This window comes from Halopenitus persicus, from assembly GCF_002355635.1.
GTDB classification, from domain to species: Archaea; Halobacteriota; Halobacteria; order Halobacteriales; family Haloferacaceae; genus Halopenitus; species Halopenitus persicus_A.
Map to the genome: position 1 here is coordinate 1,342,388 of NZ_AP017558.1, position 24,672 is coordinate 1,367,059.

General features: G+C 68.3%; 23 protein-coding genes, 2 tRNA genes and 1 pseudogene. 11 read left to right on the plus strand and 15 right to left on the minus strand.

Going from position 1 to position 24,672, the window contains the following annotated elements; translation table 11 throughout:
• The first annotated feature begins 56 nt into the window (after window positions 1-56).
• Complete coding sequence (locus CPZ00_RS06500; RefSeq protein ID WP_096390160.1) at window positions 57-968, plus strand: acyltransferase; 912 nt, start codon at window positions 57-59, stop codon at window positions 966-968.
• Window positions 969-1,168: 200 nt separating this feature from the next.
• Here the strand turns inward: CPZ00_RS06500 and CPZ00_RS06505 are convergent.
• From CPZ00_RS06505 to CPZ00_RS06540, 8 genes are all read right to left on the minus strand, one after another.
• A tRNA-Gly gene (locus tag CPZ00_RS06505) sits at window positions 1,169-1,239 on the minus strand.
• Window positions 1,240-1,389: 150 nt separating this feature from the next.
• Window positions 1,390-2,349 (minus strand): tRNA pseudouridine(38-40) synthase TruA, encoded by a 960-nt coding sequence (gene truA / locus CPZ00_RS06510; protein ID WP_096390161.1) that lies wholly within the window; start codon window positions 2,347-2,349, stop codon window positions 1,390-1,392.
• A 7-nt stretch (window positions 2,350-2,356) separates the two neighbouring features.
• Window positions 2,357-2,782, minus strand: a complete 426-nt coding sequence (locus CPZ00_RS06515; protein WP_096390162.1) for a universal stress protein — start codon at window positions 2,780-2,782, stop codon at window positions 2,357-2,359.
• A gap of 98 nt (window positions 2,783-2,880) precedes the next feature.
• The gene (locus CPZ00_RS06520; RefSeq protein WP_096390163.1) at window positions 2,881-3,219 is read right to left on the minus strand and encodes an AzlD domain-containing protein; all 339 of its coding nucleotides are present in this window, start codon (window positions 3,217-3,219) and stop codon (window positions 2,881-2,883) included.
• Complete coding sequence (locus CPZ00_RS06525) at window positions 3,216-3,893, minus strand: AzlC family ABC transporter permease (protein WP_096390164.1); 678 nt, start codon at window positions 3,891-3,893, stop codon at window positions 3,216-3,218. The genes CPZ00_RS06520 and CPZ00_RS06525 overlap by 4 nt, the downstream gene beginning before the upstream one ends.
• A 165-nt stretch (window positions 3,894-4,058) precedes the next feature.
• Window positions 4,059-4,535, minus strand: coding sequence for a hypothetical protein (locus tag CPZ00_RS06530; RefSeq protein ID WP_233255144.1), 477 nt, complete (start codon window positions 4,533-4,535; stop codon window positions 4,059-4,061).
• Window positions 4,532-5,152 (minus strand): ubiquitin-like small modifier protein 1, encoded by a 621-nt coding sequence (locus CPZ00_RS16135; RefSeq protein ID WP_394338429.1) that lies wholly within the window; start codon window positions 5,150-5,152, stop codon window positions 4,532-4,534. Before CPZ00_RS16135 ends, CPZ00_RS06530 begins: the two co-directional genes overlap by 4 nt.
• A 172-nt stretch (window positions 5,153-5,324) precedes the next feature.
• Complete coding sequence (locus tag CPZ00_RS06540; protein WP_096390165.1) at window positions 5,325-5,708, minus strand: hypothetical protein; 384 nt, start codon at window positions 5,706-5,708, stop codon at window positions 5,325-5,327.
• A 205-nt stretch (window positions 5,709-5,913) separates the two neighbouring features.
• Here CPZ00_RS06540 and CPZ00_RS06545 point away from each other — a divergent pair, with 205 nt between their 5' ends.
• Together CPZ00_RS06545 and crcB are read left to right on the plus strand one after the other, a co-directional pair.
• Window positions 5,914-6,327, plus strand: coding sequence for a fluoride efflux transporter FluC (locus CPZ00_RS06545; RefSeq protein WP_096390166.1), 414 nt, complete (start codon window positions 5,914-5,916; stop codon window positions 6,325-6,327).
• Window positions 6,327-6,668 (plus strand): fluoride efflux transporter CrcB, encoded by a 342-nt coding sequence (gene crcB, locus CPZ00_RS06550; RefSeq protein ID WP_096390167.1) that lies wholly within the window; start codon window positions 6,327-6,329, stop codon window positions 6,666-6,668. Before CPZ00_RS06545 ends, crcB begins: the two co-directional genes overlap by 1 nt.
• A 51-nt stretch (window positions 6,669-6,719) precedes the next feature.
• Here crcB and CPZ00_RS06555 read toward each other — a convergent pair whose 3' ends face one another.
• The 3 genes from CPZ00_RS06555 to CPZ00_RS06565 form a co-directional block, all read right to left on the minus strand.
• Window positions 6,720-8,090, minus strand: a complete 1,371-nt coding sequence (locus tag CPZ00_RS06555; protein WP_096390168.1) for a tRNA pseudouridine(54/55) synthase Pus10 — start codon at window positions 8,088-8,090, stop codon at window positions 6,720-6,722.
• Window positions 8,091-8,597: 507 nt separating this feature from the next.
• Window positions 8,598-9,050, minus strand: coding sequence for a hypothetical protein (locus CPZ00_RS06560; RefSeq protein ID WP_233255145.1), 453 nt, complete (start codon window positions 9,048-9,050; stop codon window positions 8,598-8,600).
• A complete protein-coding gene (locus CPZ00_RS06565; protein ID WP_233255146.1) occupies window positions 9,043-9,708 on the minus strand; it encodes a nucleotidyltransferase domain-containing protein in 666 nt (221 codons plus the stop codon). Before CPZ00_RS06565 ends, CPZ00_RS06560 begins: the two co-directional genes overlap by 8 nt.
• A 338-nt stretch (window positions 9,709-10,046) precedes the next feature.
• Between CPZ00_RS06565 and CPZ00_RS06570 the strand changes: the two are divergent.
• From CPZ00_RS06570 to CPZ00_RS06580, 3 genes and pseudogenes are all read left to right on the plus strand, one after another.
• Window positions 10,047-10,982: pseudogene (locus CPZ00_RS06570) on the plus strand (ATP-binding cassette domain-containing protein); the annotation flags it as partial.
• A gap of 290 nt (window positions 10,983-11,272) precedes the next feature.
• Window positions 11,273-12,070, plus strand: a complete 798-nt coding sequence (locus tag CPZ00_RS06575) for an ABC transporter permease (RefSeq protein WP_096390171.1) — start codon at window positions 11,273-11,275, stop codon at window positions 12,068-12,070.
• Between the two features lie 110 nt (window positions 12,071-12,180).
• The gene (locus CPZ00_RS06580; protein ID WP_096390172.1) at window positions 12,181-13,575 is read left to right on the plus strand and encodes an LLM class flavin-dependent oxidoreductase; all 1,395 of its coding nucleotides are present in this window, start codon (window positions 12,181-12,183) and stop codon (window positions 13,573-13,575) included.
• A gap of 352 nt (window positions 13,576-13,927) precedes the next feature.
• Here CPZ00_RS06580 and CPZ00_RS06585 read toward each other — a convergent pair whose 3' ends face one another.
• On the minus strand, window positions 13,928-14,689 hold the full coding sequence (locus CPZ00_RS06585; RefSeq protein ID WP_096390173.1) for a hypothetical protein: 762 nt from the start codon (window positions 14,687-14,689) through the stop codon (window positions 13,928-13,930).
• A 122-nt stretch (window positions 14,690-14,811) separates the two neighbouring features.
• On the opposite strand from CPZ00_RS06585, the gene CPZ00_RS06590 reads away from it, so the two are divergent.
• The gene (locus CPZ00_RS06590; RefSeq protein WP_096390174.1) at window positions 14,812-15,153 is read left to right on the plus strand and encodes a ferredoxin; all 342 of its coding nucleotides are present in this window, start codon (window positions 14,812-14,814) and stop codon (window positions 15,151-15,153) included.
• Window positions 15,154-15,189: 36 nt separating this feature from the next.
• On the opposite strand, the gene CPZ00_RS06595 is transcribed toward CPZ00_RS06590, so the two are convergent.
• Complete coding sequence (locus CPZ00_RS06595) at window positions 15,190-15,792, minus strand: Rrf2 family transcriptional regulator (protein WP_096390175.1); 603 nt, start codon at window positions 15,790-15,792, stop codon at window positions 15,190-15,192.
• 257 nt (window positions 15,793-16,049) lie between these two features.
• Here CPZ00_RS06595 and CPZ00_RS06600 point away from each other — a divergent pair.
• Window positions 16,050-16,134 (plus strand) — tRNA-Leu (locus CPZ00_RS06600).
• A 361-nt stretch (window positions 16,135-16,495) separates the two neighbouring features.
• Here CPZ00_RS06600 and larC read toward each other — a convergent pair.
• Entirely contained in the window at window positions 16,496-18,016 is a 1,521-nt protein-coding gene (gene larC, locus CPZ00_RS06605) for a nickel pincer cofactor biosynthesis protein LarC (protein WP_096390176.1), read from the minus strand.
• Window positions 18,017-18,294: 278 nt separating this feature from the next.
• Here larC and CPZ00_RS06610 point away from each other — a divergent pair, with 278 nt between their 5' ends.
• The 3 genes from CPZ00_RS06610 to CPZ00_RS06620 all read left to right on the plus strand — a co-directional run bounded on the left by CPZ00_RS06610 (window position 18,295) and on the right by CPZ00_RS06620 (window position 23,050).
• Window positions 18,295-20,523 carry a CDC48 family AAA ATPase gene (locus CPZ00_RS06610; protein ID WP_096390177.1) on the plus strand — a complete coding sequence of 743 codons (2,229 nt, stop codon included), beginning with the start codon at window positions 18,295-18,297 and terminating at the stop codon, window positions 20,521-20,523.
• A gap of 111 nt (window positions 20,524-20,634) precedes the next feature.
• Entirely contained in the window at window positions 20,635-21,561 is a 927-nt protein-coding gene (locus tag CPZ00_RS06615; protein ID WP_394338430.1) for a COX15/CtaA family protein, read from the plus strand.
• 91 nt (window positions 21,562-21,652) lie between these two features.
• Window positions 21,653-23,050, plus strand: a complete 1,398-nt coding sequence (locus tag CPZ00_RS06620) for an NAD(P)/FAD-dependent oxidoreductase (RefSeq protein ID WP_096390178.1) — start codon at window positions 21,653-21,655, stop codon at window positions 23,048-23,050.
• Window positions 23,051-23,113: 63 nt separating this feature from the next.
• Here CPZ00_RS06620 and CPZ00_RS06625 read toward each other — a convergent pair whose 3' ends face one another.
• Window positions 23,114-24,664 (minus strand): replication factor C large subunit, encoded by a 1,551-nt coding sequence (locus CPZ00_RS06625; protein ID WP_096390179.1) that lies wholly within the window; start codon window positions 24,662-24,664, stop codon window positions 23,114-23,116.
• Window positions 24,665-24,672 lie beyond the last annotated feature (8 nt).

A 24,672-nucleotide genomic window follows, 5' to 3' on the forward strand; every position in this document is an offset into this window, starting at 1 on the left:
AAGCGACGATGTCGCACAACCGAATCCCTTTGTGGATCGCCGGTCAACGGCCACCGATGACAAAGCGACACGTGTCCCTCCCCGACGACGCGGAGGCGGGAGTTCAGGCGTTCATCGACGAGGTGGACGACCGGCTCTCCTCGTCGGAGGACACCTGCGACGTCGTTCGAGACGTCCTGATCGACCTCCACGGGGACCGCGAGGCGTGGGACGCCTGGCAGGCGGGCGCGGACGTCTCGCGGGCCGAGCGGGTACGGCTCCAGAGCTACGACCCGTGTAACGCGACGCTCGAGTCCGAGTACTACGCCGAAAAGGACGAGGAGGCCTTCAAGCGCTCGAAATACCTCCAATGGCTCTGGCGGCAGTTCGACGCGACGCCGATGGCCGACAACATCCACTTCGCGCTCCGGTTCCGGCAGATGCTCGGACGTCACCTCTTTGCGGACTGCGGGGAGAACTGCCGGTTCTTCAAGGGCATCTCGTTCACCTACGGTCACAACATCGAGATCGGCGACAACGTCGTGGTCCACGACGACGTCCACCTCGACGACCGCGGGAAGCTGACGATCGGGGATCGCGTCTCCATCTCCGACGGCGCCCACATCTACAGCCACGACCACGACATCGTCGACCAGACGTCGATCCGGAACTTCCACACGATCGTCGAGGACGACGCCCGCGTCACCTACGACTCGATGGTGCGTGCCGGCTGTCGGATCGGCGAGAACAGCGTCGTCGGTGCGCGGGCGGTCGTGCAGGGCGACGTGCCGGACCACCACGTCGTCGTCGGCATGCCCGCACAGAGCATCCGCGTGAAACCCGGCTGGGAGTCGGTCGCGGCTGAGATCGACGACGGACGGCTCGAGAACAACCAGGATGCACGGGAGATTCCCGCCGAAATTCCGGACGACATCGAGCAGTTCGACGAGTTCGAGCGCGGCCTCACGCGTCCGGAGGCCGAGGAGTAACTGGTCGAGACGACCACACCCGAACCGGCTGATGACGGAGTGCCGAGGTCCGAACATCGCGCTGGCGAAAAGCGGAACGCGACCACTGAGAGAGGTACAATCCCCCCGGCGATGTTTCTCACGACGTTCGAAGAATGCGCCGTCCGGGAGTCCCGTGAGCGAAGCGAACGGGACGTCGGACGGCGCACGACCGCAGGGAGTGCGCCGTCCGGGAATTGAACCCGGGCTATTAGCTTGGGAAGCTAATGTCCTACCACTGGACCAACGGCGCGTGCACGACGACGTTTCCGTCGGGCGTACTTGAACGTAGCGCTTCACGGCGATCGACCGCCGGCACCCGGAGGCCAGTCGGCCCGCAGTCGGGGATCGGTCCCGCTGGACGCCTCCGGTTCGGCCCGCGGGATACACGTTCGGCGTCCCGTCAGGATCGACGCACGCTCGACGCCCCTGAACCAACCCGACGACGGAGCGCGTCGGTCGCTGCAGCAGCGTGACGGGCGTTCGTGTGTTCTTCGCCGAAGGCGGTACACGCGCTCGCGACGGCTTCCGGATCGGACTCGAACGTGATGGGCCCCTCCGTTCGGTCGACGGCATCGGGGGCGTCACGTGGAGCGTACTCGACGTCCCAAAGCACCAGCGGCGTCGGTGGTGCCGGACCGATCCCGTCGGGACCGGACGCCGGCTCGGGGGCGAGCAGGCGATCGATCCGCGAAATCGGGGCGTCCCCGGTTCCGATCGCGCGGACGAGCGTGACGAGCCGCCTGACGAACTCGCGCGGAAAGCCGTCCGCGCTGACCTCGATGACGAGCAGGTCGCCGTCGCGGTCGGCTTTCGTCGCGACCGTCCGCACCGTCCCCGTCTCGTCCGGCGTCAGGTTGTGGAAATCGTGTTCGCCGGCGAGCCGAGCGAGCGCCGTCCGGACGCGGTCGTCGTCGACGAGGGGGGCGACCGCGGGCGGCTCCGAAGCGACGCCGGCACCGGTTGACCCGTCACCAGTTAGTCCCGGATCGGTCGGGGCGTACAGGTGATAGCGGTAGGTTCGGCGGGTCGCGTCGTGGGTCGCGTGGAAACCGTCCGGAACGTCGGCCGCGGCCCAGACCCGCACCTGCTTGGGGAGCTGCCCGTTGAACGCCCGAGGGGTGAGCCAGTCGGGAGCCTCGAAGGCGATCGTCTGGGCGGCCGCGGACACTCCGGCGTCGGTTCGACCCGCAGCGGCGTAGCCCGTCGGACGTGGGCGGCGGCCCGACGGACCGCGCGGGAGGTCGGCGACGCCGAGGTCATCGAGCGCATCGAAGAGCACGTCCTCGACGGTGGGCACGTCGGGCTGTCGCTGGAAGCCGGAGAAGGGCCGACCGTCGTAGGCGATGCGAAACGCGCGCACGCCGGGGTTACTCCATCGGAATCGACACGACCGGCACCGGCGACTGCCGGATGATGCGTTCCGTGATCGAGCCGAGGAGGATCCGTTCGAGGCCCTCACGGGAGTGGGTCGGCATCACCACGAGATCGACGTCGAGGTCCTCGATCGCGGTTCGGATCGCCTCGTGGGGGGTGCCACGGTGGACGTGGGTGTGGACCTCGATCCCGCGGTCGCTCAGTTCGGTCTCAGCCTCGTGAACCCGGTCGTGGGCCGCCGTCTCGAGGCGTTCGGTGAGCGTCTCCAGCTGCGGATCGCCGAGGGCCTGCTCGAGGGTGTCGACGACCGCAAGCACGTGGACGCGGGCGTCGTAGTGCTTCGCCAGCGACGCGACGTGCGGGACCGCCCGCGAAGTGTCGCCGTCGGGTGCGACCGGCAACAGGATGTCGTCGTACATACCGCACCGATCGCAGGGGGACGTGAAAACGATCGGGGGTGGAACGGGAAACGGGGGAGACCGACACGTCGTGGCGGATTGCCGCGGCGGAGCTGGCGCTAGGGAACGACGAACCGGAGGAGCCACAGCGTGGCCATCCCGACGCCGATCGTGGCGAACATGTCCTCGGTCCGCCAGGCGACCGCGCCGGCGACGAGGCCGGCGAGGAGCCGGTCGTCGAGGAGCGTTGCCTCGAGCGTCGGGCCGACCGATATCAGGGCGGGCGCGACCAGCCCGGCGAGCACGGCGGGCGGGACGAATCGAAGCGCGCGCTCCACTGCCGGCGGGACGTCGTCGATGCGCCCGAACAGGTGAATGAACGAGAGTCGGATCAGGTAGGTCGCCACGCCGATGAGGACGATCGCGACCCAGATCGCGATCGGACCGTGGTCGGTCATCGGTTCCGGACCGCCTCCGTGAGCAGGCCGGCCGCGATCCCCACGAGCGCGCCGGTCGGCAGGCCGAGGTTGAACGGCGCGCTGACGAGCACCACCGCGATGGCGCCCGAGACGATCGCGGCGACGGTTCGCGGTCGGTCCTTCATCACCGGAACGAGGATCGCGAGGAAGACCAGCGGAACGGCGAACGAGAGCCCCCACGAGTCGGGGATGCCAGATCCGAGGACGACGCCGAGGGCGGTACAGACCATCCAGACGATCGAGATCGGGGTCGCGACGCCGAGATAGTACCACCGTTCGTCCTCGACCGCGTCCGCCTCGTACGCCGTCAGCGAGAGCGCGTATGCCTGGTCGGTGAGGAAATACGCCAGAAACGCCCGAGTGCGGCGTCGATAGTCGTCGAAGTGCGGCGCGATCGACGCCGAGTACATCACCATTCGGAGGTTGATGATGATCGCGGTGAAGACCGCGACGGCGATCGGGGCCGACTCCCCCAACAGCTCGATCGCGGCGAGCTGGGAGGACCCGGCGTAGACGAACGCGGACATCCCGATCGCCTGCAGCGGCGTCAACCCCGCGTCGATGGCCGCGATTCCGACGACCATCGCGAAGGGAACGACGCCGAGGAGGACGGGCAACACGTCTCGGGCGCCCGCGCGGAAGTCCGCGTTCATACGGCCGGGTCAGTCCGGGCACCTGAAAGCCGTATCGGAGTCGGACGGTGCCGCCGGGTTTCACTGCAGGGGAGCTGCTTCGAGGGGACTACTTCGGGAGGGCTGCTTCGAGGGGACTACTTCGGGAGGGCTGCTTCGAGGGGGCTGCTTCGAGGCGAGCAAGTCTCACTCGGTCGTGTCGTCGGTCCCGATCACGACCGCGGACCGGATCTCGAGCGCCGCCTCGAACTCCGCGCGCCGGTCGTGGACCGATCCCGACCGCTCCAGCTGCGTCTCGTGGGTTCGTCGGGCGGCCTCGCGGGGACGTTCGCCGAGCCCGAGTCCGTCAGCGAGCGAGCGCCAGTGGTCGAGGTCCACGAGGAAGACCTCGCGGTCCGGTTCCCGAAGGACGCGCTCGTGCTCGCGCCGGTAGTCGTCGATCCGGTCGGCGAGACGGGACTGGAGCGGACGCAGGATGGCCGGAAGTCGGGAGAGGGGAACGCTCGCGAGGGTACCGGCCTGGACGATGACGGTCCCGTCGAACGGGAGGGTCTCCGTGGAGCGTTCGAGGGGGGCCGGGTCGGCGTCGACCTCCCGAGCCGACCGATCCGCAGGAGACCGATCCGCAGGAGACCGATCCGAGGGAGTACGGTCGGGAGTCATCCGCCCGCCCGCATCGCCTTCTGTGAAAACCGCTCAATCAGATCGTCGAGGACCGCCGGATCGCCGGTGAAGCCCACCGTCACCTCGGTGAGCGTCAGGGATCCGGCGACGGCGACCGGCTCGGCCGACAGCTCCGCGGTCCAACCGTCGCCCTCGACTCGCGTCGCCTCCGCGGGGTCGTCGGTGTCGACGAGGGTTCCGCCGAGGTTGCGGAGGTAGTGAGCCGCCAGCCGCCGCGAAATTCCCCGATACGACCGCTCGCGGCGGTCCATAGCGTCGCTTCCGTCATTATCGGCGTCGCTCCCACCAGCGTCGGCGTCGCTCCCACCAGCATCGACGGTTCCGCCGGCAACGGGCGGGAAGATCGAGAGCGTGTCGTCCCGCGAGAGCGGCGTATCGAGTCCCTGCATATGTAGCACCTCGCGACCGTTCTTCAGGACGTTTATCTGTGGCGCGAGCGCCCCGTCATCGATCAGGTTCCCCCGCAGCCCCTCGTATTCGTCCTCCAGCGCCGCCAGCACGTCCCCGACGTTCGCGCCGTCGTCGACCTCGAAGTGAACGGTCTTCGAACCCGCAGCTTCCCGAAACGTCGCGAAGAATCGCAACTCCAGTTCCATACGCCACCAAGGGACGGCGGACGCTTAAATACGGTCGGTGGGCGGGAGGGTCGGCCAGTGGGATGGAGAGGGTCGGCCAGTGGGATGGAGAGGGTCGATGGACCGGGACGAGCGGCGGAATCGATCCCGACCCGGCAGGGTAGCCGACGGATTCGCCCCGCGCCGAGCGCGGTCAGCCGCCGAACCGGATCCCGTCCTCGACGATCCGGTAGTTCCGCTCGCGATCGAGCTCCTCGGCGAGCCACTCGTGGTCGTACAGCTGGGCGATCAGCTCCGCGTAGAGGTTCCGCCAGGTGATCGCGTAGATCGGCGACTGGCCCCACGCGCGCAGCTCGGGCACGAACGCGTCGTACCGTTCCATCCGGTCCTCGAGGAACTCGATCGCGTCGACCACGACGCTCGCCGCCTCGGCGGTCGTGGCCGCGTCCTCGATCTCGGCGTTGAGCCGGGACTCGATGCCCGAGACCGCCCGGTGGACGTCCTGCTTCGTCGCCTGGCTGTCCTCGGGGAGGCCGTCGATGACCCCCTGCGGGATCGCGAGTGAGATCTCGCTCATACTCGGTGTGGGATCCGCAGCGGAAAAAACGTCCCGGGGATCGACTCGGTGGCGTCTGACGTCGGGGATCGACGCGACGATCGCGGGCCACGTGGAACGGTGCGTTTATGCGTTGGTTTCGCCGAGGATTGGCGAGAAGGGACCGGATCGAGTCGGTTCCGTCACGTCCGCATCGCGACTGACGGCTCTCGGCCCGGATGCACGAATGCGACGGAGACAACTCGTTCGTCACGGAAAAGCGGTGGTCCTGATCGCGATCGGCGGAGCCCTCGGGGCAACCCTCCGGCACGCGGTCGGCGCAGCCGCGGGTGGAGCGCTGTTCGTGACGCTGACCGTCAACGCCGTCGGGAGCTTCGGGCTCGGCCTGTTGCTCTTCGACGCTCGGGCGGACGACGTCCTCTCGAAACGGTCGCGGTACGTCCTCGGAACCGGCTTCTTCGCGTCGTTCACCACCTACAGCACGTTCGTCGCCGACGTCTTGCAGACCGCGCCGGGACTCGCGGTCCTGTACGTCGTCGCCAGTTACGCGGCGGGGTTCGGCGGCGTGATCGCGAGCCGAACGGTCGTGTCGGCGGCTTCCGGGGGTGGAATTCGGCCGCCGACGTCGGGTGATGGGTGATGGAGGTGCTCCTCGTCAGCATCGGTGGCGCCGCGGGGGCGACGCTACGATATCTGGTCGGACAGCTCGTCGACGGAACGTCGTTTCCGTGGGCGACGCTCGTGGTGAACGCCCTCGGGAGCTTCGTTCTCGGAGCGGTGACGGTCGGGGTGAGCGACGCCGACGCACTGCTGATCGTTAGCGTCGGGTTCTGTGGCGCGTTCACGACGTTCTCGTCGTTCAGCTTTCAGACCGTCAGCCTCTGGGACCGGGGCGAGAAGCGGACCGCGGTCCTGAACGCGGTCGGAAACCTCGTCGTCTCGCTGGTCGCGTTCGCGGCCGCGTGGCAGCTCGTCCCGTGACGTACCGGGTCGTCAGAACGGCCGCTTACGGGACCGTCTCGGGAGGTCGGCTTACGAATCCTCGTCGAGGAAGTAGCCCTCGTCGGCGAACGGCTCGTCCTCGCCCGCCACGGCGAGGACGTCGAGGTGGAGCACCGTTGCCTCGACGTCGAGCAGGCCGGCGAGGCTCGGCTCGGTGCGGCCCTCGTCACTCGAGACGAGCTCCTTGATGTAGAGGCCACCCTCGCCGTGGATGTCGACGATCGCGTGGCGGGGATCATCCGGATCGAAGTCAGGGATCGCGTCGTCAGCCGGGGCGCTGGCCGCGGGATCCGGACGGTCCGGGAGGTCCGCGAGCGACTCGCGAACGGTGACGTCGTACACCTCGCGCTCGCGCGTCAGGTTGGCTCGTCGATGGTCGACGCGATTCGGGGTGTACTGCTCGATCGTGGCACCCTCGAGCTCCGCGGCGGCTGCGCGGAGATCATCGAGGGAGACGGCCTCATCGAACGCGACGAACGCCCGATAGCGCTTCGACGCGTCGAGCCCCTTGACGCGCTCGACCATCTCGTGGGTGGCGAGCCGAAGCCCCTCGACCTCGACGGCCCCGTCGGCGAAGGCGTTGACGTCCGCCTCGAGGCGCTCGACGTCGATCCGGCGCCGGCGCGGCTCCTCGACCTCGATGACGAACGGCCGGCCGGTTCCGAGCATCCGGGCGTCGACGTCCTCGCGGCCGGCCCCGTGGAAGACGCCGTCGGTTCCGTCCATCACGTCCTCGGCGATGGGAGCCACGTACTCCTCGACGCTGTGTTCATAGAGGTAGCCGGTCCCGTCACAATGCTCGCAGGGTTCCCGGCCGGCGCGGCCGGACCCGTGACATTCCCGACAGGGCCACTCGGTCTGCGGGATGTCCCGCTCCAGCTTCCGGTACCGCCCGTAGACGAACGCGGAGTTGATCTTCGCGTCGACCCGGTCGGCGTCGAGGTCGATCGTGAACTGCACGTTCGGGCGGTCGAAGGAGACCTCGGCGCCGGTCAGCCGCCCGACGCGTTTGCCGACCTCGCGATTGAACTCCGAGTTGAACGCCTCGCCGGCGTCGGGGTCGAGCCCGCACTCCTCACGAAGGAACCGGCCGTTCTCCTCGATCAGCGGCGGGGTCCGGGTGCCGACGTTGTAGGTGTCGAACGCGACCCCCTCGACGGCGGCCGCCGCGCGTTCGGCCCAGTCGTCGAACTCGGTACACCGACCCTCACACACCCAGCAGTCGTCCGGTTCGGGTGGCTCGAAGGGCTCGTCCGATGCGAGCGCGAGCGACGTCCGCAGCGCGCGCCCGCGTTCGGCGTTCGTGAGCCCGAAGCTCCGGTCGGCGACGAGCCGGCCGAGACAGGCGTCACAGACCGGCCCCGTCGCGACCGCGTCGGCGGCGACCTCGAGTACGTCCATACCCGAGCGAGGGCGTCGCGCCGCTAAAGCGTGCGGATCCGGGGGCGTGGCAGCGTGGAGCGGAGCCGGTGAAAAGTCGAGGTGGTGGACACGAAGGAGGTGAAACGATCGATCGCTGAAAGGTGCGTAGTGACCGCTAGCGCATCTATCAGAACAGGTTGTGTTGAGAACGGTCCGGTGACTACAGGGTGCGAGTCGATTATCTGGGGACGCTCTTCCGTAGGAGATTGTTGATACAGCTCTCCGGCGAAGAGCTGGACCAGAAACTGCCTGTCTGATCACCCAACAACCGGGTTCTAGTCACACTTCGATCATCACAGAATCGCAAGGATGCTCTACATCAACAATGTGCTACACAAGAGCGTAGATCTCAATTCTGCCGGGAGACCACCCTCACCTGACGATCTGCTGCTCATCCCAGCCAATTCGTCCGGCTTCAGTGGCCGACCCTTATCTATTGAGTATCCATCGGTTAGCCTTGACAGAGACACTCGTATGATACCCGAGTCATATCGACGAGGTGCCGGTGGATGTCGTCGGCAAGCTGGTGCATCGCCTCAGCTTGCTCCTTCGTTGCGATGCCAAGCCTGTAGTAGGTCTTCGTTCGGTTCCGGGTCCACAGCTCGGCGAGGTCGTCCCCGAACGCGTCGTCATAGAGGCCGATCTCGGCGCCACGCTGGTAGAGCCGTCGGTGGCTACTGATGACCTCCTGGGGGACATTGCTCCGTCGTAGATCAACCGGAATTGGATGGTGCGCTCGATGGCGACGAACGCCGACTCGATCACGACCGTGTAGTACCCTTGTTCGAGGAGATTTGCTCCGACGTCCAATAGCCGGCATGCACGGCGAAGTTGGACCAACTCCGCGTCGTCCACGTCCAACCCCTCCTCGATCGTTCCGGGGCTGCCCTCGAAGGTCCGCTCGGCGTCCACCAATTGATCCCGGATGTCGTCATTCATCCGTGTACACCCCTTTCCGAAGCTCGGAGAGCTGGTCGGAGCCGATCAGCGTGATCCCGGCCTCGAACTGGGGACGAAGCTGATCGCCGATTCGTCGAACGCTGTCAGTCGATTCGACGAGCGGCTGGAACGTGTATCGATTCCCCTCGAACCGTTGATCCTCGAGATCGCTGACGATCGCCTGGATAGTCCGACGAGCTACCGTCTTGTCGTCGTCGACGATCACTAACAGATCGATGTCGCTGGCCCTGTCCGCCTCCCCCCGAGCGACGCTGCCGAACAGGACGGCTCCGACCAACTCGTCCACCTCGTCCCGGATTCGTTGCAGGAATGCTCGAATTGGATGGTGAAACTCGCTTTGCGGGATCGAGAGAATCGGGTCCGGTTTCGTGAGCCGGTCACGGTTGATCCGGACCTGCTGGGTCCGCCCGTCCCGTGTCGTCTCGACGACCTCGAGCTCGGACAGCAGCCGAACCGCCTTCGAGATCGTTCCTTTGTGTGCCCCCGTGACGGTCGCGAGATCGCTCATCGAGTACGCCGCATACGGTTGGTCGATGAGCACGTCGAGAACGTCCTGCATTGCCTGGTATCGGAACACCCGTTCCTCCGGAAACGGATACTGCAACTCCAGCGAGATCGACTCTTTCCTATTAGGCATATAATTCCTATTAGGAAACAGTCTGAAAACTCTAGCGGTACCTCGCACGATTCCAACGGTTCGTTAGCCTCATAGTAGACTATATTTAATAATATATGACAATAACAGACCTTCATCGGAACGGTGACTTCGGTATATATGACCCACCTCTCCAAATAATTTATATTATTCTTTATATATTATATGATTAGTCGACACGATTTCGACGCCGTTTCGGCTCCGGATTGGCCAGCGACTGACTCCCGCTTGACCGAATCCGGACGCGCGGCGAGTGTCGGTCACCCCCACGGAGGGCCGCGTTCGCGGCGTTTAACCACGCCCACGGCGTCGATCCGTGTATGACGAACGCGTTGGAGATCACGGATCTCCGCAAGCAGTACGGGGACGTGGAGGCGCTGAAGGGGGTGTCGCTGTCGGTGCCCGAGGGCTCCTTCTTCGGCCTGTTGGGCCCGAACGGGGCGGGCAAGACGACCTTTATCAATATCCTGGTCGGGTTGGTCCGGGCGTCGGGCGGGGAAGCGTCCGTCTTCGGCCACGACGTGGAGGATGACTACCGGGAGGCACGCGACCGGATCGGGCTCGCGCCCCAGGAGTTCAACGTCGACCGGTTCTTCCCCATCCGCGAGGTGCTCGAGCACAAGGCGGGCTACCACGGGGTCCCGCCTGAGGAGGCCAGCCGGCGCGCCGACGAGGCGCTCAAGGAGGTCGGGATCTGGGACAAACGCGACACGCGGTTCGACTGGCTCTCGGGCGGGATGAAGCGCCGATTCATGCTCGCGCGGGCGCTCGTGACCCAACCGGACCTGCTCATCCTCGACGAGCCGACCGCCGGCGTGGACGTCCAGTTGCGTCGTGACCTGTGGGACCTCGTCACCGAGCTCAACGACCGCGGAACCACGATCCTGCTCACCACCCACTACATCGAGGAGGCCGAGCGGCTGTGCGACGAGGTCGCGATCCTCGATGCCGGGGAGATCGTGACGATCGCCTCGCCCGAGGAGCTGATGGACCGGGGCAACGACCGGATCGTCGTCACGCTCCGGGACGACGCCGCGGATCTCGCGTCGGTTGCCGCCTCGGTTCGGGCGGACGACGACCGCGTCGACGAGGTGGCCGCCGAGGACGACCGCCTCGTCGTCACGGCCCGGCAGGGTGGGCTGGTGGCACCGGATCTCGTCCGGGAGCTCGACCGCGCCGGCCACGAGATCCTCGATCTGGAGATCAAACGCACCTCGCTGGAGGAGGTGTTCGTCGACCTCACCCGCCGGGAGGAGACCACGGACGCGGCCGGCGAAGGGGCCGAACCGGCCGGCGAAGGGGTCGAACCGGCCGGCGAAGGGGTCGAACCGGCCGGCGAAGGGGTCGAACCGGCCGGCGAAGGGGTCGAACCGGCCGGCGAACGGACCGGCGCGGAAAATACTGCCGCCGACGCGGACGGCGCCGCTGCGGGCGCGGACGACGCTGATGCCGACGCGGACGGCGCCGAAGCCGAACCCCTGATCCGGGACGGCGGGTCGGTCAGCGTATCGGTCGACGGATCGGTCGACCGGGAAGGGGGACGATAATGGCCGCAGAGGACTCACGGGTCGACCTCACCGGCTTCCTCACGCTGACGAAGCGGGAGATCCTCCGGTTCATCCGGCGGCCGCGCAACACGTTCGCGCCGCCGTTCATCACGAACGTGCTGTACTTCTCGGTCTTCGGCGTGATCCTCGGCCAACGCGTCGGGACGATCGCCGACGTCCCCTACATCCTGTTCATCCTGCCGGGGCTGATCGTGCTCGGGGCGGTCTCGAACAGCTTCGAGAACGCCTCCTTCTCCATCTTTCACGGCCGGTGGAACGAGTACATCCACGAGGTGCTCACCTCGCCGCTGTCGTACACCGGGATGGTCTGGGCGTACATTCTCTCGGCGGCGATCCGGGGGCTGCTCGTGGGCGGACTGATCGCGGTCATCGGCTGGGGGATCATCTCCGGGCTGTATCGGCCGGTTCCCGTCGCGGAACCCGGCTATCTCATCGCCTTCATGCTCGTGATCACGCTGCTGTTCGCGAGCTTCGGCGTGATCGGCGGGCTCGTCGCGCACGACTTCGATGACCTCACGGTGATGAACCAGTTCATCCTCCGACCGCTCGTCTTCTTCGGCGCGGTCTTCTACTCGCTCGAGGACCTCACGCCGCTGCTGCGCGACGTCTCGCTGGTCAACCCGATGGTCTACATGGTCAACGGCGTCCGGTTCGGCTTTCTGGGCACCGCCGAGGTCGACCCGCGGTTCTCGCTGGTCGTCCTGTCGGGATTGACCGCCGCCATCGTGCTGGTCGACGTCGCGCTGTTCCGGCGCGGCTACGGGCTGACGGACTAGCGGGCTGCCGTCGGACTCACGCGTCCGGCGGGTCGTGGCCGTGGTCCGAGGTAGTCACAAACCCCGCCACTATCTGCGGGCTATTACGCGTCGGGATGGTAAAGGGAGGTATGTCCGACGGGATCCATCTCAACCTCTTCACGATGAACTCGGTGGAGCACGTCTCCCCGGGATCGTGGACCTATCCGGGCGACCAGTCACACCGCTACACCGACAGGGAGTACTGGACCGAGGTCGCGCGAACCGCCGAGCGCGGCGGCTTCGACGCGGTCTTCTTCGCCGACGTCCGTGGCGTCTACGACGTCTACGGCGACGACCGCGAGACCGCAGTCCACAAGGCGGTCCAGACGCCGGCCAACGACCCGCAGCTCGTCGTGCCGGCGATGGCCGAGGTCACCGACGATCTCGGGTTCGCGATCACCCGGTCGACGACCTACACTCACCCCTACCAACTCGCCCGGGAGTTCAGCACGCTCGATCACCTCACCGACGGCCGCGTCGCGTTGAACGTCGTGACCTCCTATCTGGAGTCGGCCGCCGAGAACCTCGGGCTCGACGAGCGGATGGACAAGGGGACGCGCTACGACCGTGCCGACGAGTTCCTCGACGTCTGTTATGCCCTGTGGGAGGACTCCTGGGAGGACGACGCCGTCGAGATCGACCGCGAGGCGCGCCGGTACACCGACCCCGGAAAGGTCCACGCGATCGACCACGAGGGCGAGCACTTCTCGGTGCCCGGTCCGCACGGCTGCGAACCCTCGCCGCAGCGCACGCCGGTCATCTACCAGGCCGGCTCCTCCGACCGCGGTCGGGAGTTCGCGGCCGCGAACGCGGAGGCCGTCTTCGCGAGCCAGCCCACCGAGGAGGGGATCCGGGAGTACATGGCCGACGTGAAGGAGCGCGCCGCCGACCACGGCCGCGACCCCGAGAGCCTGCGCTTCTTCATCGGCGTCGTCCCGATCGTCGGCGAGACCGAGGCCATCGCCGAGGCGAAACACGAGGCGTACCGCGACCACGTCGACGTCGAGGCGACGCTCGCGCTGCTGTCCGGCTTCCTCGACATGGATCTGTCCGAGCTCGATCCCGACCAGAAGGTCGAACACATCGAGACGGACGCGATCCAGGGGACGATGAACGCGTTCACGAAGTCCCAGCCCGACCACGACTGGACGGTCCGGGAGGTCGCGGAGTTCTGCGGGCTCGGGACCACCTCCCCGACGATCGTCGGCACCCCCGACGAGATCGCCGACGAGCTGGCCTACTGGCACGAGGAGGTCGGCGTCCACGGCTTCAACGTCAAGGAAGTCGTCCGTCCGGACTCGCTGCAGGACTTCGTCGACCTGGTCGTCCCGGAACTCCGGGAGCGCGGACTCGTCTCGGACGCCGATGGAAGCGATGGCGGTCACGGGACCCTCCGCGAGCGGCTCCGAGGGGCCGGAAATCCACACCTCCGATCCGACCATCCCGCGAAGCGCCGATCGGCGTCGCCGCCCCGGTCCGACTGACCGAGGGGACAGGGAATTGCTGCCGCCCCCGGCACGCTTAAGTTCCCGCAGCCATTGGATTCACGTGACGCTTCGCTTGGAGGGCCGAAGCGTCAGCGGGGACCTATTTAGGGCGGCACGCCCGTGCCGTTTCGGCACGGGCGCTCCCCTTTCGTTTTCACGACCGACGAGCGACGGCTTCGTCACGACGGACGGCTTCGGTCACGAGCCACGGCTTCGTCACGACGGACGGCTTCGGTCACGAGCCACGGCTTCGTCACGACGGACGGCTTCGGCCACGAGCCACGGCTTCGTCACGACGGACGGCTTCGGCCACGAGGAACGGTGACCCCGCCGAACGCGACCCCGCGACCTACTCCGAGTCGTCGGCGCGGTGCTCGTCGATCGCCTCGTCGATCGTGAGCTCGCCCGCCGCGACCCGGCGCGCGAGGGTCTCGTCGATGGTACGGCCGCCGGCCGACCGCCGCCGGGATTCGTCCTTGATCCGCTGGAGCTCGCCGGCCGTGGGTTCGATCTCCCGTTGTGCCGTCGGATCCCCCTCGATCCGGGCGACGTTGACCGCGGCGAGCACGTCGCCCATCCCACGTGCGCCGGTGCCGAGGTACGGCGTGGTGCCCGTCTCGTCGACGAGCTCGACCGCGAGATCGTCGGGCAGGTCGTTGATGATCCGGGCGCCCTTCAGCCGGTCGCCGTCGCCGACGCGCACAAGGGGATCGGGCTCGCCGTCGGTCTCTGAGACGATCGTGTCGACCGCCTCGGACAGCGGCACCTGGAAGACGGCCACGACCGTTCCCCCGACGAGGACGGCGATCCCGGGCGAGGGACCCGGGTCGACGCCGACCACGGTCCGGCCGCCACCGCCGCGAAGCGCGGCCAGCGCCTCGTCGACCGCGGCGCGGGGGTCCTCGGGGTCGGCGGTGACGAACGCGACGTCGTCGCGGCCGCCGAGGTCGACCCGGTCCTCGGGCGTCGCGATCACGACCGACGCGCGGTCGGGGAGCCGGTCGTCGACCGCCGGCCCCGGCTCGATCGTGGTGAAGGTGACGCCGCGGTCGCGCAGCTCCGCGAGGACGGTCTGGTATAGCCGGAAGTCGTCGGTCGCGACGACGATCACTGGCGGCGCTAGTTCCGGCTGCGGCGTAAGCGTGTCGCCGAGCGTCGACTGGACGTCCGTCGCGCGGACGGCGGTGAGACCGGACCGATAGACGAAAGGCGGTCGGTCCCCGATCCACGCCCATGAGCGAGGAGCGCGAGGACGTCGTTCGCCCGAGCGACATCGGCGGCGAGGGGCCGCCGGTCGAGGAGAAGCCGTACAAGATCGTCTTCGAGGCGAACAAGTGTTTCGGCGCGGGCCGGTGCGCGGAGGCGGCCGACAACTGGGAGATGGACATCGGAACCGGGCTCGCCAAGCCCCGGTCCTACTACATCGGCGAGGACGAACTCGCCGAGAACGTCGAGGCGGCGCGGCTGTGTCCCGCCAAGAAGGGTGACGGCATCATCCACGTGGTCGACCGCCGGACCGACGAGGAGATCGCGCCGGATCCGCACGGCGACGGCACGCTCTCGGTCGATTGGTGACACGCCGAATCGCTTGGTGACGCGGCAGGTCGACGCTCAATCCGCGGTCGAGTCGACCGTCGCGGCGTGATTCGGCTCGGTCGAGCTCGTCGCCGGTTCGCGCTCCTCGACGGACACGGTCGCCATCTCGTCGACGTCGAGGACGAACGCCGCAGCCGAGTCGTCGGGCTCGACTGATTCGACCGATTCGACCGTTCCCGAGAGGGTCAGTCCGGCGTTCGGCGTCGGCCCGATGGAGATCTCGTCCCCGGGAGACGGCGAGGGCATCCCGGTCCGGACGGTGACGGTCGCCCGGCACCGGTCGGGAGCGTTGACCGAACGAAAGTCGATCGATTCCACCACGGCCTCGGTCGCGATCCCCTCGTGGTCGACCGGAACGACGGCGACCTTCTCGAGCCCTCGCGTATCGAGGGTACGATAGGCCTCGACGGTCGGCTTGTAGCCGCCCCGCGGTCCGGGGATCCCGTCGAGCAACTGGAGCGCGGTCAGCTGCTGCATCTCCGTGCGGATCGTGTACGGGTTCCGATCGACCCGTTCGGCGATCTCGTCCGTGCGTACCGCGTCCTCGCGCGTGGCGATCAGGTCGACGACCGCGGCGAGGATCTCGGTCTGGTCCGGCGTGAGCGTGTTCGAGGACATTGAAAGCCGTTCAACCAGAGGAGTGATTCCGGAACAATAACTCCAACCCTGATATACCTATAAGACATTAGTCTATCAGCGGAAATACCATTTATATATTGGTTTAAATGACGGATAAACTGATCAATCAAATATATCGATCGTGGGCAGTCGAGGAACGGGCCGAACATCCAAATCGAGGGACGTCGGGGCCGCCGATCACGGGACGGGAGGCCACCGAAAGTGGTTTGTGCCCGCCCGGGAAAGCCGCAGGACGCGCGGGGGTGGCTGAGCCTGGCCAAAAGCGGCGGACTTAAGATCCGCTCCCGTAGGGGTTCGAGGGTTCAAATCCCTTCTCCCGCATCCACGGCGCGAGCAGCGGCGCGAGCGCCGTGGGTAGCTGAAGGATTTGAACGAGGGAAGTCGCAGCGCCGAGCGGAGCGAGGCGATCGTCTTCCCGGGGTTCAAATCCCTTCTCCCGCATCCACGGCGCGAACAGGTCGTGAGCGGCACGTCTCGGCGGGGGTTTGAACGAGGCCGGTCGCGCGCAGCGACGCGAGCACGTCCGGACGTCGTTCAAATCCCGTCTCCCGCATCCACGGCGCGAACAGGTCGTGAGCGCCGAATGGACTCGATCGGCGACCGTCGTAAGCCGGCGTCCTCTTATAAACAGTCAAACACCCACTTATAAGTAGCCAGATGAGGCCGGTGCGTCGCGGGTCGGTCACTCGGCCCGATCGGAGTCCGTCTCCGCTTCGCCACTCACGTCACGAGCGGCGGCCTCCGCGCGGCGCATCACCTCGCGTATCGGGAGGCCGGCGTCGGCGGCGACGGCGGCCGCGTCGTCGTACTCGGCGCTGACGTCGTAGACGTCGCCGTCGGCGGTGGCGCCGAGCTTGACGGTCACCTCGTGGGCCGTCCCGTCGACCTCGATCGTGACCGACCGGAACGACCGGTCGGCGATCCACCGGTGGGTGGCGGCGGTCTCGCGGATCCCCAGGGTCCCGGTCTCGCGGGCGAGCCGTTCGGCGACCGCGTCGGCGTCGCCGGGCTTGCAGATGACCGTGACGAGGTGGCCGGGGCGGGACTTCTTCATCGTCGTGGGGACGATCGTGACGTCCCGCGCGCCGGCGGCCGTGAGCGTCTCCTGGAGCCCGCCGAGGACCTCCGGCGGCGCGTCGTCGAGGGTCGTCTCGAGGACCGTGACCTCGTCGTGGGTCAACCCGGAGCCGTGTCCGGATGCGGAGCGGTCGGCGTCCGCGTCGTGACGTGCGTGGGGGCCGTGCTGCGGGTGCGTCTCGTGACTTCCATGATCGTCGGCGTCCTCGACCGCCGTTCCGCCGATCGCGCGGAGCACGTTCGGATGATCCGGGAACGAGGCGGTTCCGGCGCCGTAGCCCGCGGCCGCAACCGACAGGGCCGGCAGGGAATCGACGGGCTCGGCGACCGCACCGAGGATCGCAGCGCCGGTGGGCGTCACCAGCTCCGCGTCGACGGGGCCGCCGACGAGCGCGAGGCCGGCACGCTGGGCGACCTCGACGACCGCCGGGACCGGAACCGGGTAGACGCCGTGGCTCATCCGAACCTCGCCGCCGCCGGCCGCGATCGGACTGGTGAGAACCCGGTCGACCCCGAGGTCGGCCAACAGGAGACACGCGCCGACCACGTCCGCGACCGCGTCGTCCGCGCCGACCTCGTGGAAGTGCGTCTCCGCGAGGTCGGTCCCGTGGACGGCCGCCTCGGCCTCGCCGAGCAGCTCGAAGGCCGCCAGCGCGTTCGCCTCGACGGCCGCGGGAAGCCCCATCGACTCGACGAGGTCGACGACCTCCGGATACGTTCGATGGACGCCCGCACCCTCGGCGTGTTCGTCGCGGTGATCGGGGGAGTCCTCGGAGTGCTCGGAGCGTGGATGGTCGTGTGCGTGGTCGTGGCCGTGTGCGTGGTCGTGACCGTGTGCGTGGTCGTGGCCGTGTGCGTGGTCGTGGCCGTGTGCGTGGACATCCGAGTGACTATGGTCGGTTGCATCCTCGCCGTCGCCGTCAGCGTCTCCTCCCTCATCCGTCAGCAGCACGTCGACGGTCGTCGCCCGGATCCCGTTCATCGTCGTCTCGCCGACCGCGAACCGCACGGGAAGCGCCGCCTCCACCGGCTCGAGGACGGCCGGGTCGGCGCCGGCCGCGATCAGGGCGGCACAGATCATGTCGCCGGCCGCGCCGGTTCGGCCGTCGAACGCGAGCGTGTCCATACCGAATCGACGGCCGCGCCGCCTAAAGAGCCTCGCGCTCGTCGGCAGGGGGACGACGATTCCGTTGTCCGAGTAGTCGGCGACACGATGCGATCGGGAACGGAAAAAAGGCACGGAGGCGACGGGGTTTTGTACCCCCTCCACATACCGTGGGATATGATGACACACGAACGGGATCGTGTGACCGTCGGATCGCCGGACGGAACGTCGCGATCGGCGGGAGCAACAGGCTTAACCCCGAACCGCGAGGAATCATCGATACCCCCCGCGAGTCAATCATGAACGAAGTTCAACTCGAAGTGGCGAAGGCGTACCCGAACGACTCGGGTCGCGGCATCGCCAGGCTCGACCCCGACACGCTGTTGCACCTGAAGCTCTCTCCCGGCGACATCATCGAGATCGACGGCGGCGAGACGACCGCCGCGAAGGTGTGGCGTGCCGACCGCCAGGACTGGAACACCGACACCGTCCGGATCGACGGGTTCACCCGACAGAACGCCGACGTCGGCATCGGCGAGCGCGTCACCATCCGGAAGGCCGAGGCCGAGAAGGCCGACAAGCTGGTGCTTGCGCCGCCCGAGGAGGCGTCGGTGCAGTTCGGCTCCGACGCGGCCGGGATGGTCAAACGCCAGATCCTCAAGCGGCCGGTCGTCGAGCGCGACATCGTCCCCGTGATGAGCTCGACGAACCACCCGTTCATGCGCTCGCCCGGGCAGGCGATCCCGCTCATCGCGGTCGAGACTGAGCCGGAAGGCGTCTGCCTGATCACCGAGGACACGGAGGTCGAGCTGCGCGAGGAGCCGATCTCCGGGTTCGAGAAGGCCGGCGGCGGCATCACCTACGAGGACATCGGCGGCCTGCAAAACGAGATCCAGCGCGTCCGGGAGATGGTCGAGCTCCCGATGAAACACCCGCAGATATTCAAGAAGCTGGGCATCGAGCCGCCCCAGGGCGTCCTGCTGCACGGCCCGCCCGGCACCGGCAAGACGCTGCTGGCGAAGGCCGTCGCCAACGAGACGTCGGCGAGCTTCTTCTCCATCGCGGGCCCGGAGATCATCTCGAAGTACTACGGCGAGTCGGAACAGCAGCTCCGGGAGATCTTCGAGGACGCCAAGGAGGAGTCGCCCTCGATCGTCTTCATCGACGAGCTGGACTCGATCGCGCCCAAACGCGAGGACGTCACCGGCGAGGTCGAGCGGCGGGTCGTCGCGCAGCTGCTCACGATGATGGACGGGCTAGAGACGCGCGGCCAGGTGATCGTCATCGCCGCGACCAACCGCGTCGACTCGGTCGACCCCGCGCTCCGCCGTCCCGGCCGATTCGACCGCGAGATCGAGATCGGCGTGCCGGACGAGGTCGGCCGCAAGGAGATCCTCCAGATCCACACCCGGGGGATGCCGCTGTCCGACGACGTCGACCTGGCCGGGCTGGCCGACGACACCCACGGCTTCGTCGGCGCCGACATCGAGAGCCTCACCAAGGAGGCCGCGATGAAGGCGCTGCGGCGGTACCTCCCCGAGATCGACCTCGACGAGGAGGAGGTTCCGCCGAGCCTCATCGACCGGATGATCGTCAAACGCGAGGACTTCTCCGGCGCGCTCAACGAGGTCGAACCCTCGGCGATGCGGGAGGTGCTCGTGGAGCTGCCGAAGATCTCCTGGGACCACGTCGGCGGACTCGAGGACGCCAAACAGCAGATCGAGGAGGCGGTCGAGTGGCCGCTCTCCTCGCCCGAGAAGTTCGACCGGATGGGCGTGGAGGCGCCCAAGGGCGTCCTGCTGTACGGCCCGCCCGGCACCGGCAAGACGCTGATGGCGAAGGCCGTCGCCAACGAGACGAACGCGAACTTCATCTCGGTGCGGGGCCCGCAGCTGCTCTCGAAGTGGGTCGGCGAGTCCGAGAAGGCGATCCGCCAGACCTTCCGGAAGGCCCGGCAGGTCTCGCCGACGATCGTCTTCTTCGACGAGCTCGACTCGCTTGCGCCCTCGCGGGGCCAGGAGATGGGCAACAACGTCTCCGAGCGCGTCGTCAACCAGCTGCTCACCGAGCTCGACGGGCTCGAGGAGATGGAGAACGTGATGGTGATCGGCGCGACCAACCGGCCGGACATGATCGACACGGCCCTGCTGCGGTCCGGCCGCTTCGACCGGCTCGTGATGGTCGGCCAGCCCGACGAGGAGGGCCGCGAGCAGATCCTCCGGATCCACACGGCCGACACCCCGCTGGCCCCGGACGTCAGCCTCCGCGAGGTCGCCGAGATCACCGACGGCTACGTCGGCTCCGACCTCGAGGGGATCGCCCGCGAGGCGGCGATCGAGGCGCTGCGCGACGACGACGAGGCCACGGAGGTCGAGATGAAACACTTCCGGCGCGCGATGGAGTCGGTCCGGCCGACGATCACCGACGACATCATGGCCTACTACGAGGACGTCGAACAGCAGTTCACCGGCGGCGGCCAGCAGGCGATCGGCGACCGGGGCGGCAGCGGCCGCATCGGCTTCCAGTAACCGGCTGACCGCGACGCCATCGCTTCGAGCCGACCGAACCACGTTCGGGAGCGTTCCCGAACGCGTGGGAGCGTCGAACCGCCTAAGTACGCTCGTGCCCGACTCTCGGGTATGAGTTACCGGCCGTCCTGGCTCACGTTCGGACGCTACGCCGCCGTGACGACGGCGATGACGACCGTGCTGGTCGCGCTCGGCGTCTACACCTCCGGCACCGGGTCCGGGCTCGCCTGTCAGGCCCAGTGGCCGCTGTGTTCCGACCAGTTGATCCCGACGTTGACGATCAACCCGGACTTCATCGAATGGTTCCACCGCGTGTGGGCGATGATCACCGGCTTCCTGATCATCGGCCTGGCGGGGTGGTCGTGGGCCGGAAGCCGCTCGCGGCGAACCCGGATCGCGGCCACGCTCGCCGTGGTGATCCTCCCCATCCAGATCGTCGTCGGCGCGATCACGGTGACGATCGGCGGACTTGTGCCGGGCGGATACACCGTCTCCACGCACGCCGCCCACCTGATCGTCGCGCTGCTGATCGTGACCCTGCTCGGGGTGGTGCTGCTCGGGCGGTCCGACGAGGGGACCGGCGGAGATGGCGGCGGGGCGGCGTCGACCGGCCCGCGAACGCTCCGGATCGCGGCCGGCATCGGCCTCGGCGGCGTTCTCTTCGGCGCGCTCTTCTCGCGGGCGGTGCCGCTCGTGACCTACTCGCCGGGCGCGCAGGCCGCGTTCTACCTGTGTTCGGTCGTGGGCTATCTCGGGGTGCTCGCGCTGGTCCTCCGGACGCCGACGGCGGCGATCCCCGACCGAACCGCCCGGCGCGTGCGGACCCTCGCCGGCGTCGGGCTCGCCGCGCTGTTCGTGACGCTCCTGTTGGGACGCGACCTCGTGATCTATCCCGGATTCTGGGAGGGCGTCAATCGGATCCTGTTGGCGGTCGTCGTGGTCGCCACGACCGCTGCGGGATGGACGCTCGTCGGGGCCGACCGACCGCCCGAATCGGAACCCGAGTCGGTCGGCGGCGCCGCCTCCCGGAGTGAGTGACCGGCGATGACCGGAGCCGAACGCCGATGACCGGAGCCGAACGCCGATGACCGAATCGAATCCGAACGCCGATGACAGAGCCTGAACGCCGATGACCGGAACCGACCGCGAGACGGCCGACAGCGGCCACGATGCCGCCGGGAGCGAGCCGGGAGCGAGCGACGCCGACGAACCGGCGTTCGCGGTCGTCGGCGGGGGGATCGTCGGCGCGAGCGTCGCCTACCATCTGAGCGAGCGGACCGACGAGCCGATCACCGTCTACGATCGCGGCGAGCCGGGCGGGGAGACGACGCGCAAGTCGACCGCGATGATCGGCGTCTCGGGACCGAAGACGCTCCACGAGCTGCGCACGTACGGGATCCGGCTGTACAACGACCTCCTCGAGGATCCGACTGCGGCCCCGCGATATCGGGGTGCGGGGCGGCTCAGGGTGACCACCGATCCGGACGTCGCCGCGGGCTTCTCGCGGCTGGTGGAGGAGGCGGCAGAGCGGACGGACGGGGACGCGCCCGAGTCGACGCCGGTCGGGGGAATCGACGCGGCGACGCTCGCCCACGGCACCGCGGCGTTCGTCCCGGGCGAGGAGATCCGCGGACGGCTGCTCGTCCCGCCGGTGAACGCCGAGGAACTCGAGGGGGCACTGTACCGACCCGAATACGGATATATCAGCGGCGACGGCGACACGCTGGGTGCCGGAGAGCTGGCCCGCGAGTTGCTCGAGCGGGCGCAACGGAACGGCGTCACGGTCGAATCCGAGACCGAGGTGACGGAGATCCGCACCGCGGGGGGACGCGTGGTCGGGATCGAGACGCGGCCGACCGGACGCACGGAGGCGACCGCGACTGCCGATGCGGGATCGAGCGCGAGGTCGGAGGCGGAACCGAACGCGACCGCCGTCGAGACGCGGAACGTGATCTGTGCCGCGGGGCCGTGGAATCCGAGACTCGCCGCGACCGCGGGGGTCGAGGTTCCGGTCGAGCACGTCCGCTCGCCGGTGTTCGAGCTGGATCTCGACCGACCCCTCCCGTACACGCTCCCGATGATCAAGTCCCACGAGTCGTCGGTCGGCATCCACCCGAAACGACGGGACCGGATCCTGGTGACGTACACGCCGCGGCGTGACGGCGACCGGAAAGCCGACGAAAGCGGGAGGGACGGCGACACGCTCCGGGATCCGTCGGCGGTCTCGAACGTGCCCCGAGAGTCCGAGCGACGAACCGCGCTCCGGTGGGCGGAGCGGCTGGTGCCGCAGCTTGCGGACGCGACGCTGGCGAACGAGTGGGTCGGGATCGGGACGAAAACGCCCGACGGTGCGCCGATAGTCGGCCCAACGCCGGTCGGGGGACTCTCGCTTGCGGTCACCGGGGCGGGGATCCAACTCGCGCCGGCGGTCGGCGACCTCCTAGCCCGGCGGCTCGTCGACGGCGAGACGACGCCCCGCCACGAGGCGCTCGCGTCGTCGCGGTTCGCGGACGAGCCGGGACGATAGCGCGGGCCATCGTCGGTCGATTCGGACCGGGAGCAGGGACCGACGCCGCTCGATCCGGGCGGGTCAAGCGAAGTCGCCGAGCCCGAGCTGGTCGTCGTCACCGTCATCCTCCGGTGTGCCCGTGGAGGCGTCATCGGAGGCGGTTTCGACCGCGGTGGCTCCTGAGTCGGTCGATCCCGCGGAAGCGGAGTCGCCGTCCGACGCGGCAGCATCCCCCGAGCCGGTGGCGGCGTCTTCGTCGGTCCCGTCGGCTTCGACATCCCCGTCGTCCGTCGCCGCGTTCCGGTCCGGAACGCCGGCGAAGGCGCCGGCGGCGTGCTCCTCGAGCAGCTCCTCGCGGCGGCCCTGCGCGTCCTCGACGATCCCGGCCACCTTGTTCGTCGACTCGCCGGAGCCGGTGACGAAGGCCACCTCCGAGGCGTCGAGGTCGTAGGCGGCCGCCATCCCGACGGTCAGCTCGCGGGGCGAGCAGTGGTGGGTCATTGCGGCGAGAAACGGCAGGATCTCCCGCCGGGCGGTCGCCATGCTGCAGCCCTCGGCGGCGGCGATCCGCTGGACGACCGCGTCCGCCGTCGCGTCCGAGGCGGGCCAGAACTGCGGGCGCCCCCAGCGCGTCCAGCCGCCGGCGGTGCCGTCGCGGGCGGCGGCAGTCCCGGCGGCCGCGTTGTCGGTGACGTACCGCCAGTAGGAGTAGTCCTGGGTGGCGCGAACGCGGCCCAGCCAGACGTCGGCGTTCGCGAGGAAGTCGTACGCGCGCGTGGCCTCCTCGGCGTCGTAGACCTTCAACAGGTTGCCCTCGATCCATTTCGTGAGGTCGTCGGGCGTCTCGTCGACGGCGTAGGCCGACTCGAGCGCGTCCCTGGCGCCCTCCTCCTTCAGGACGGCGTCGAGGAACGGGAAGATCCCCATCGACCGGTCGCGGTCGCCGGTGACCACGTCCGCGAGCTCGATCCGGTCGCGTCCCTCGGCGATCGCCTGGAGGTCGTTGACGGCGCCGCGGAGGTCGCCGGCGTTGCGCTCGGCGATCCGCTCGAGCGCGTCGGACTCGAAGGCGACGTCCTCCCGCCGGCAGACGTCGCGCAGGACGGGAACGATCGACCGCGCGGAGACGTCCCGAAACTCGATCTCCCGACAGGCGTTCCGGAGCCCGCGGGACATCTCGTAGTAGTCGTTCGCGATGAGGACGATCGGCTGTCCCGACTCCTTCACGAGGTCGGTGATGGCGGAGGCACCGCCGCGGTCGTAGTTGCCGTGGATGTTGTCGGCCTCGTCGACGATCACGAGCTGGCGGCTGGCGGTGTCGCGGCCGGCCGCCCCGCCGCCGGCCGCGCTGCCGCCCAGGGTGGCGTTCTTGGCCGCCCGGCCCGCGAAGCGCTCGATCACGTCGCCGGTCCGCTTGTCGGAGGCGTTGAGCTCGACGGTCTCCCACCCGCGGTCGGCCGCCAGCGCGTGGGCCGCGCTCGTCTTGCCGATCCCGGGGCTGCCGTGGACGATGACGGCCTCGCGGTGGTCGTCCCACGTGTCGGCCCACTCGGCCAGCTTCGAGACCGCCTTGTCGTTGCCGCGCACCTCCGAGAGGCTCGTCGGGCGGTACGTCTCCGTCCAGTCGCTCATTGTCGAGT

What these genes read in the sequence shown, in the direction of transcription:
- crcB (WP_096390167.1), top strand. Translation starts at nt 6,327, where the DNA reads ATGGAGGTGCTCCTCGTCAGCATCGGTGGCGCCGCGGGGGCGACGCTA.
- larC (WP_096390176.1), bottom strand. Translation starts at nt 18,016, where the DNA reads ATGGACACGCTCGCGTTCGACGGCCGAACCGGCGCGGCCGGCGACATG.
- CPZ00_RS06595 (WP_096390175.1), bottom strand. Translation starts at nt 15,792, where the DNA reads ATGTCCTCGAACACGCTCACGCCGGACCAGACCGAGATCCTCGCCGCG.
- CPZ00_RS06620 (WP_096390178.1), top strand. Translation starts at nt 21,653, where the DNA reads ATGACCGGAACCGACCGCGAGACGGCCGACAGCGGCCACGATGCCGCC.
- CPZ00_RS06580 (WP_096390172.1), top strand. Translation starts at nt 12,181, where the DNA reads ATGTCCGACGGGATCCATCTCAACCTCTTCACGATGAACTCGGTGGAG.
- CPZ00_RS06545 (WP_096390166.1), top strand. Translation starts at nt 5,914, where the DNA reads ATGCGACGGAGACAACTCGTTCGTCACGGAAAAGCGGTGGTCCTGATC.
- CPZ00_RS06515 (WP_096390162.1), bottom strand. Translation starts at nt 2,782, where the DNA reads ATGTACGACGACATCCTGTTGCCGGTCGCACCCGACGGCGACACTTCG.
- CPZ00_RS06540 (WP_096390165.1), bottom strand. Translation starts at nt 5,708, where the DNA reads ATGAGCGAGATCTCACTCGCGATCCCGCAGGGGGTCATCGACGGCCTC.
- CPZ00_RS06575 (WP_096390171.1), top strand. Translation starts at nt 11,273, where the DNA reads ATGGCCGCAGAGGACTCACGGGTCGACCTCACCGGCTTCCTCACGCTG.
- CPZ00_RS06520 (WP_096390163.1), bottom strand. Translation starts at nt 3,219, where the DNA reads ATGACCGACCACGGTCCGATCGCGATCTGGGTCGCGATCGTCCTCATC.
- CPZ00_RS06615 (WP_394338430.1), top strand. Translation starts at nt 20,635, where the DNA reads ATGAGTTACCGGCCGTCCTGGCTCACGTTCGGACGCTACGCCGCCGTG.
- CPZ00_RS06560 (WP_233255145.1), bottom strand. Translation starts at nt 9,050, where the DNA reads ATGAATGACGACATCCGGGATCAATTGGTGGACGCCGAGCGGACCTTC.
- CPZ00_RS06610 (WP_096390177.1), top strand. Translation starts at nt 18,295, where the DNA reads ATGAACGAAGTTCAACTCGAAGTGGCGAAGGCGTACCCGAACGACTCG.
- CPZ00_RS06555 (WP_096390168.1), bottom strand. Translation starts at nt 8,090, where the DNA reads ATGGACGTACTCGAGGTCGCCGCCGACGCGGTCGCGACGGGGCCGGTC.
- CPZ00_RS16135 (WP_394338429.1), bottom strand. Translation starts at nt 5,152, where the DNA reads ATGGAACTGGAGTTGCGATTCTTCGCGACGTTTCGGGAAGCTGCGGGT.
- CPZ00_RS06500 (WP_096390160.1), top strand. Translation starts at nt 57, where the DNA reads ATGACAAAGCGACACGTGTCCCTCCCCGACGACGCGGAGGCGGGAGTT.
- CPZ00_RS06530 (WP_233255144.1), bottom strand. Translation starts at nt 4,535, where the DNA reads ATGACTCCCGACCGTACTCCCTCGGATCGGTCTCCTGCGGATCGGTCT.
- CPZ00_RS06565 (WP_233255146.1), bottom strand. Translation starts at nt 9,708, where the DNA reads ATGCCTAATAGGAAAGAGTCGATCTCGCTGGAGTTGCAGTATCCGTTT.
- CPZ00_RS06525 (WP_096390164.1), bottom strand. Translation starts at nt 3,893, where the DNA reads ATGAACGCGGACTTCCGCGCGGGCGCCCGAGACGTGTTGCCCGTCCTC.
- CPZ00_RS06625 (WP_096390179.1), bottom strand. Translation starts at nt 24,664, where the DNA reads ATGAGCGACTGGACGGAGACGTACCGCCCGACGAGCCTCTCGGAGGTG.
- CPZ00_RS06590 (WP_096390174.1), top strand. Translation starts at nt 14,812, where the DNA reads ATGAGCGAGGAGCGCGAGGACGTCGTTCGCCCGAGCGACATCGGCGGC.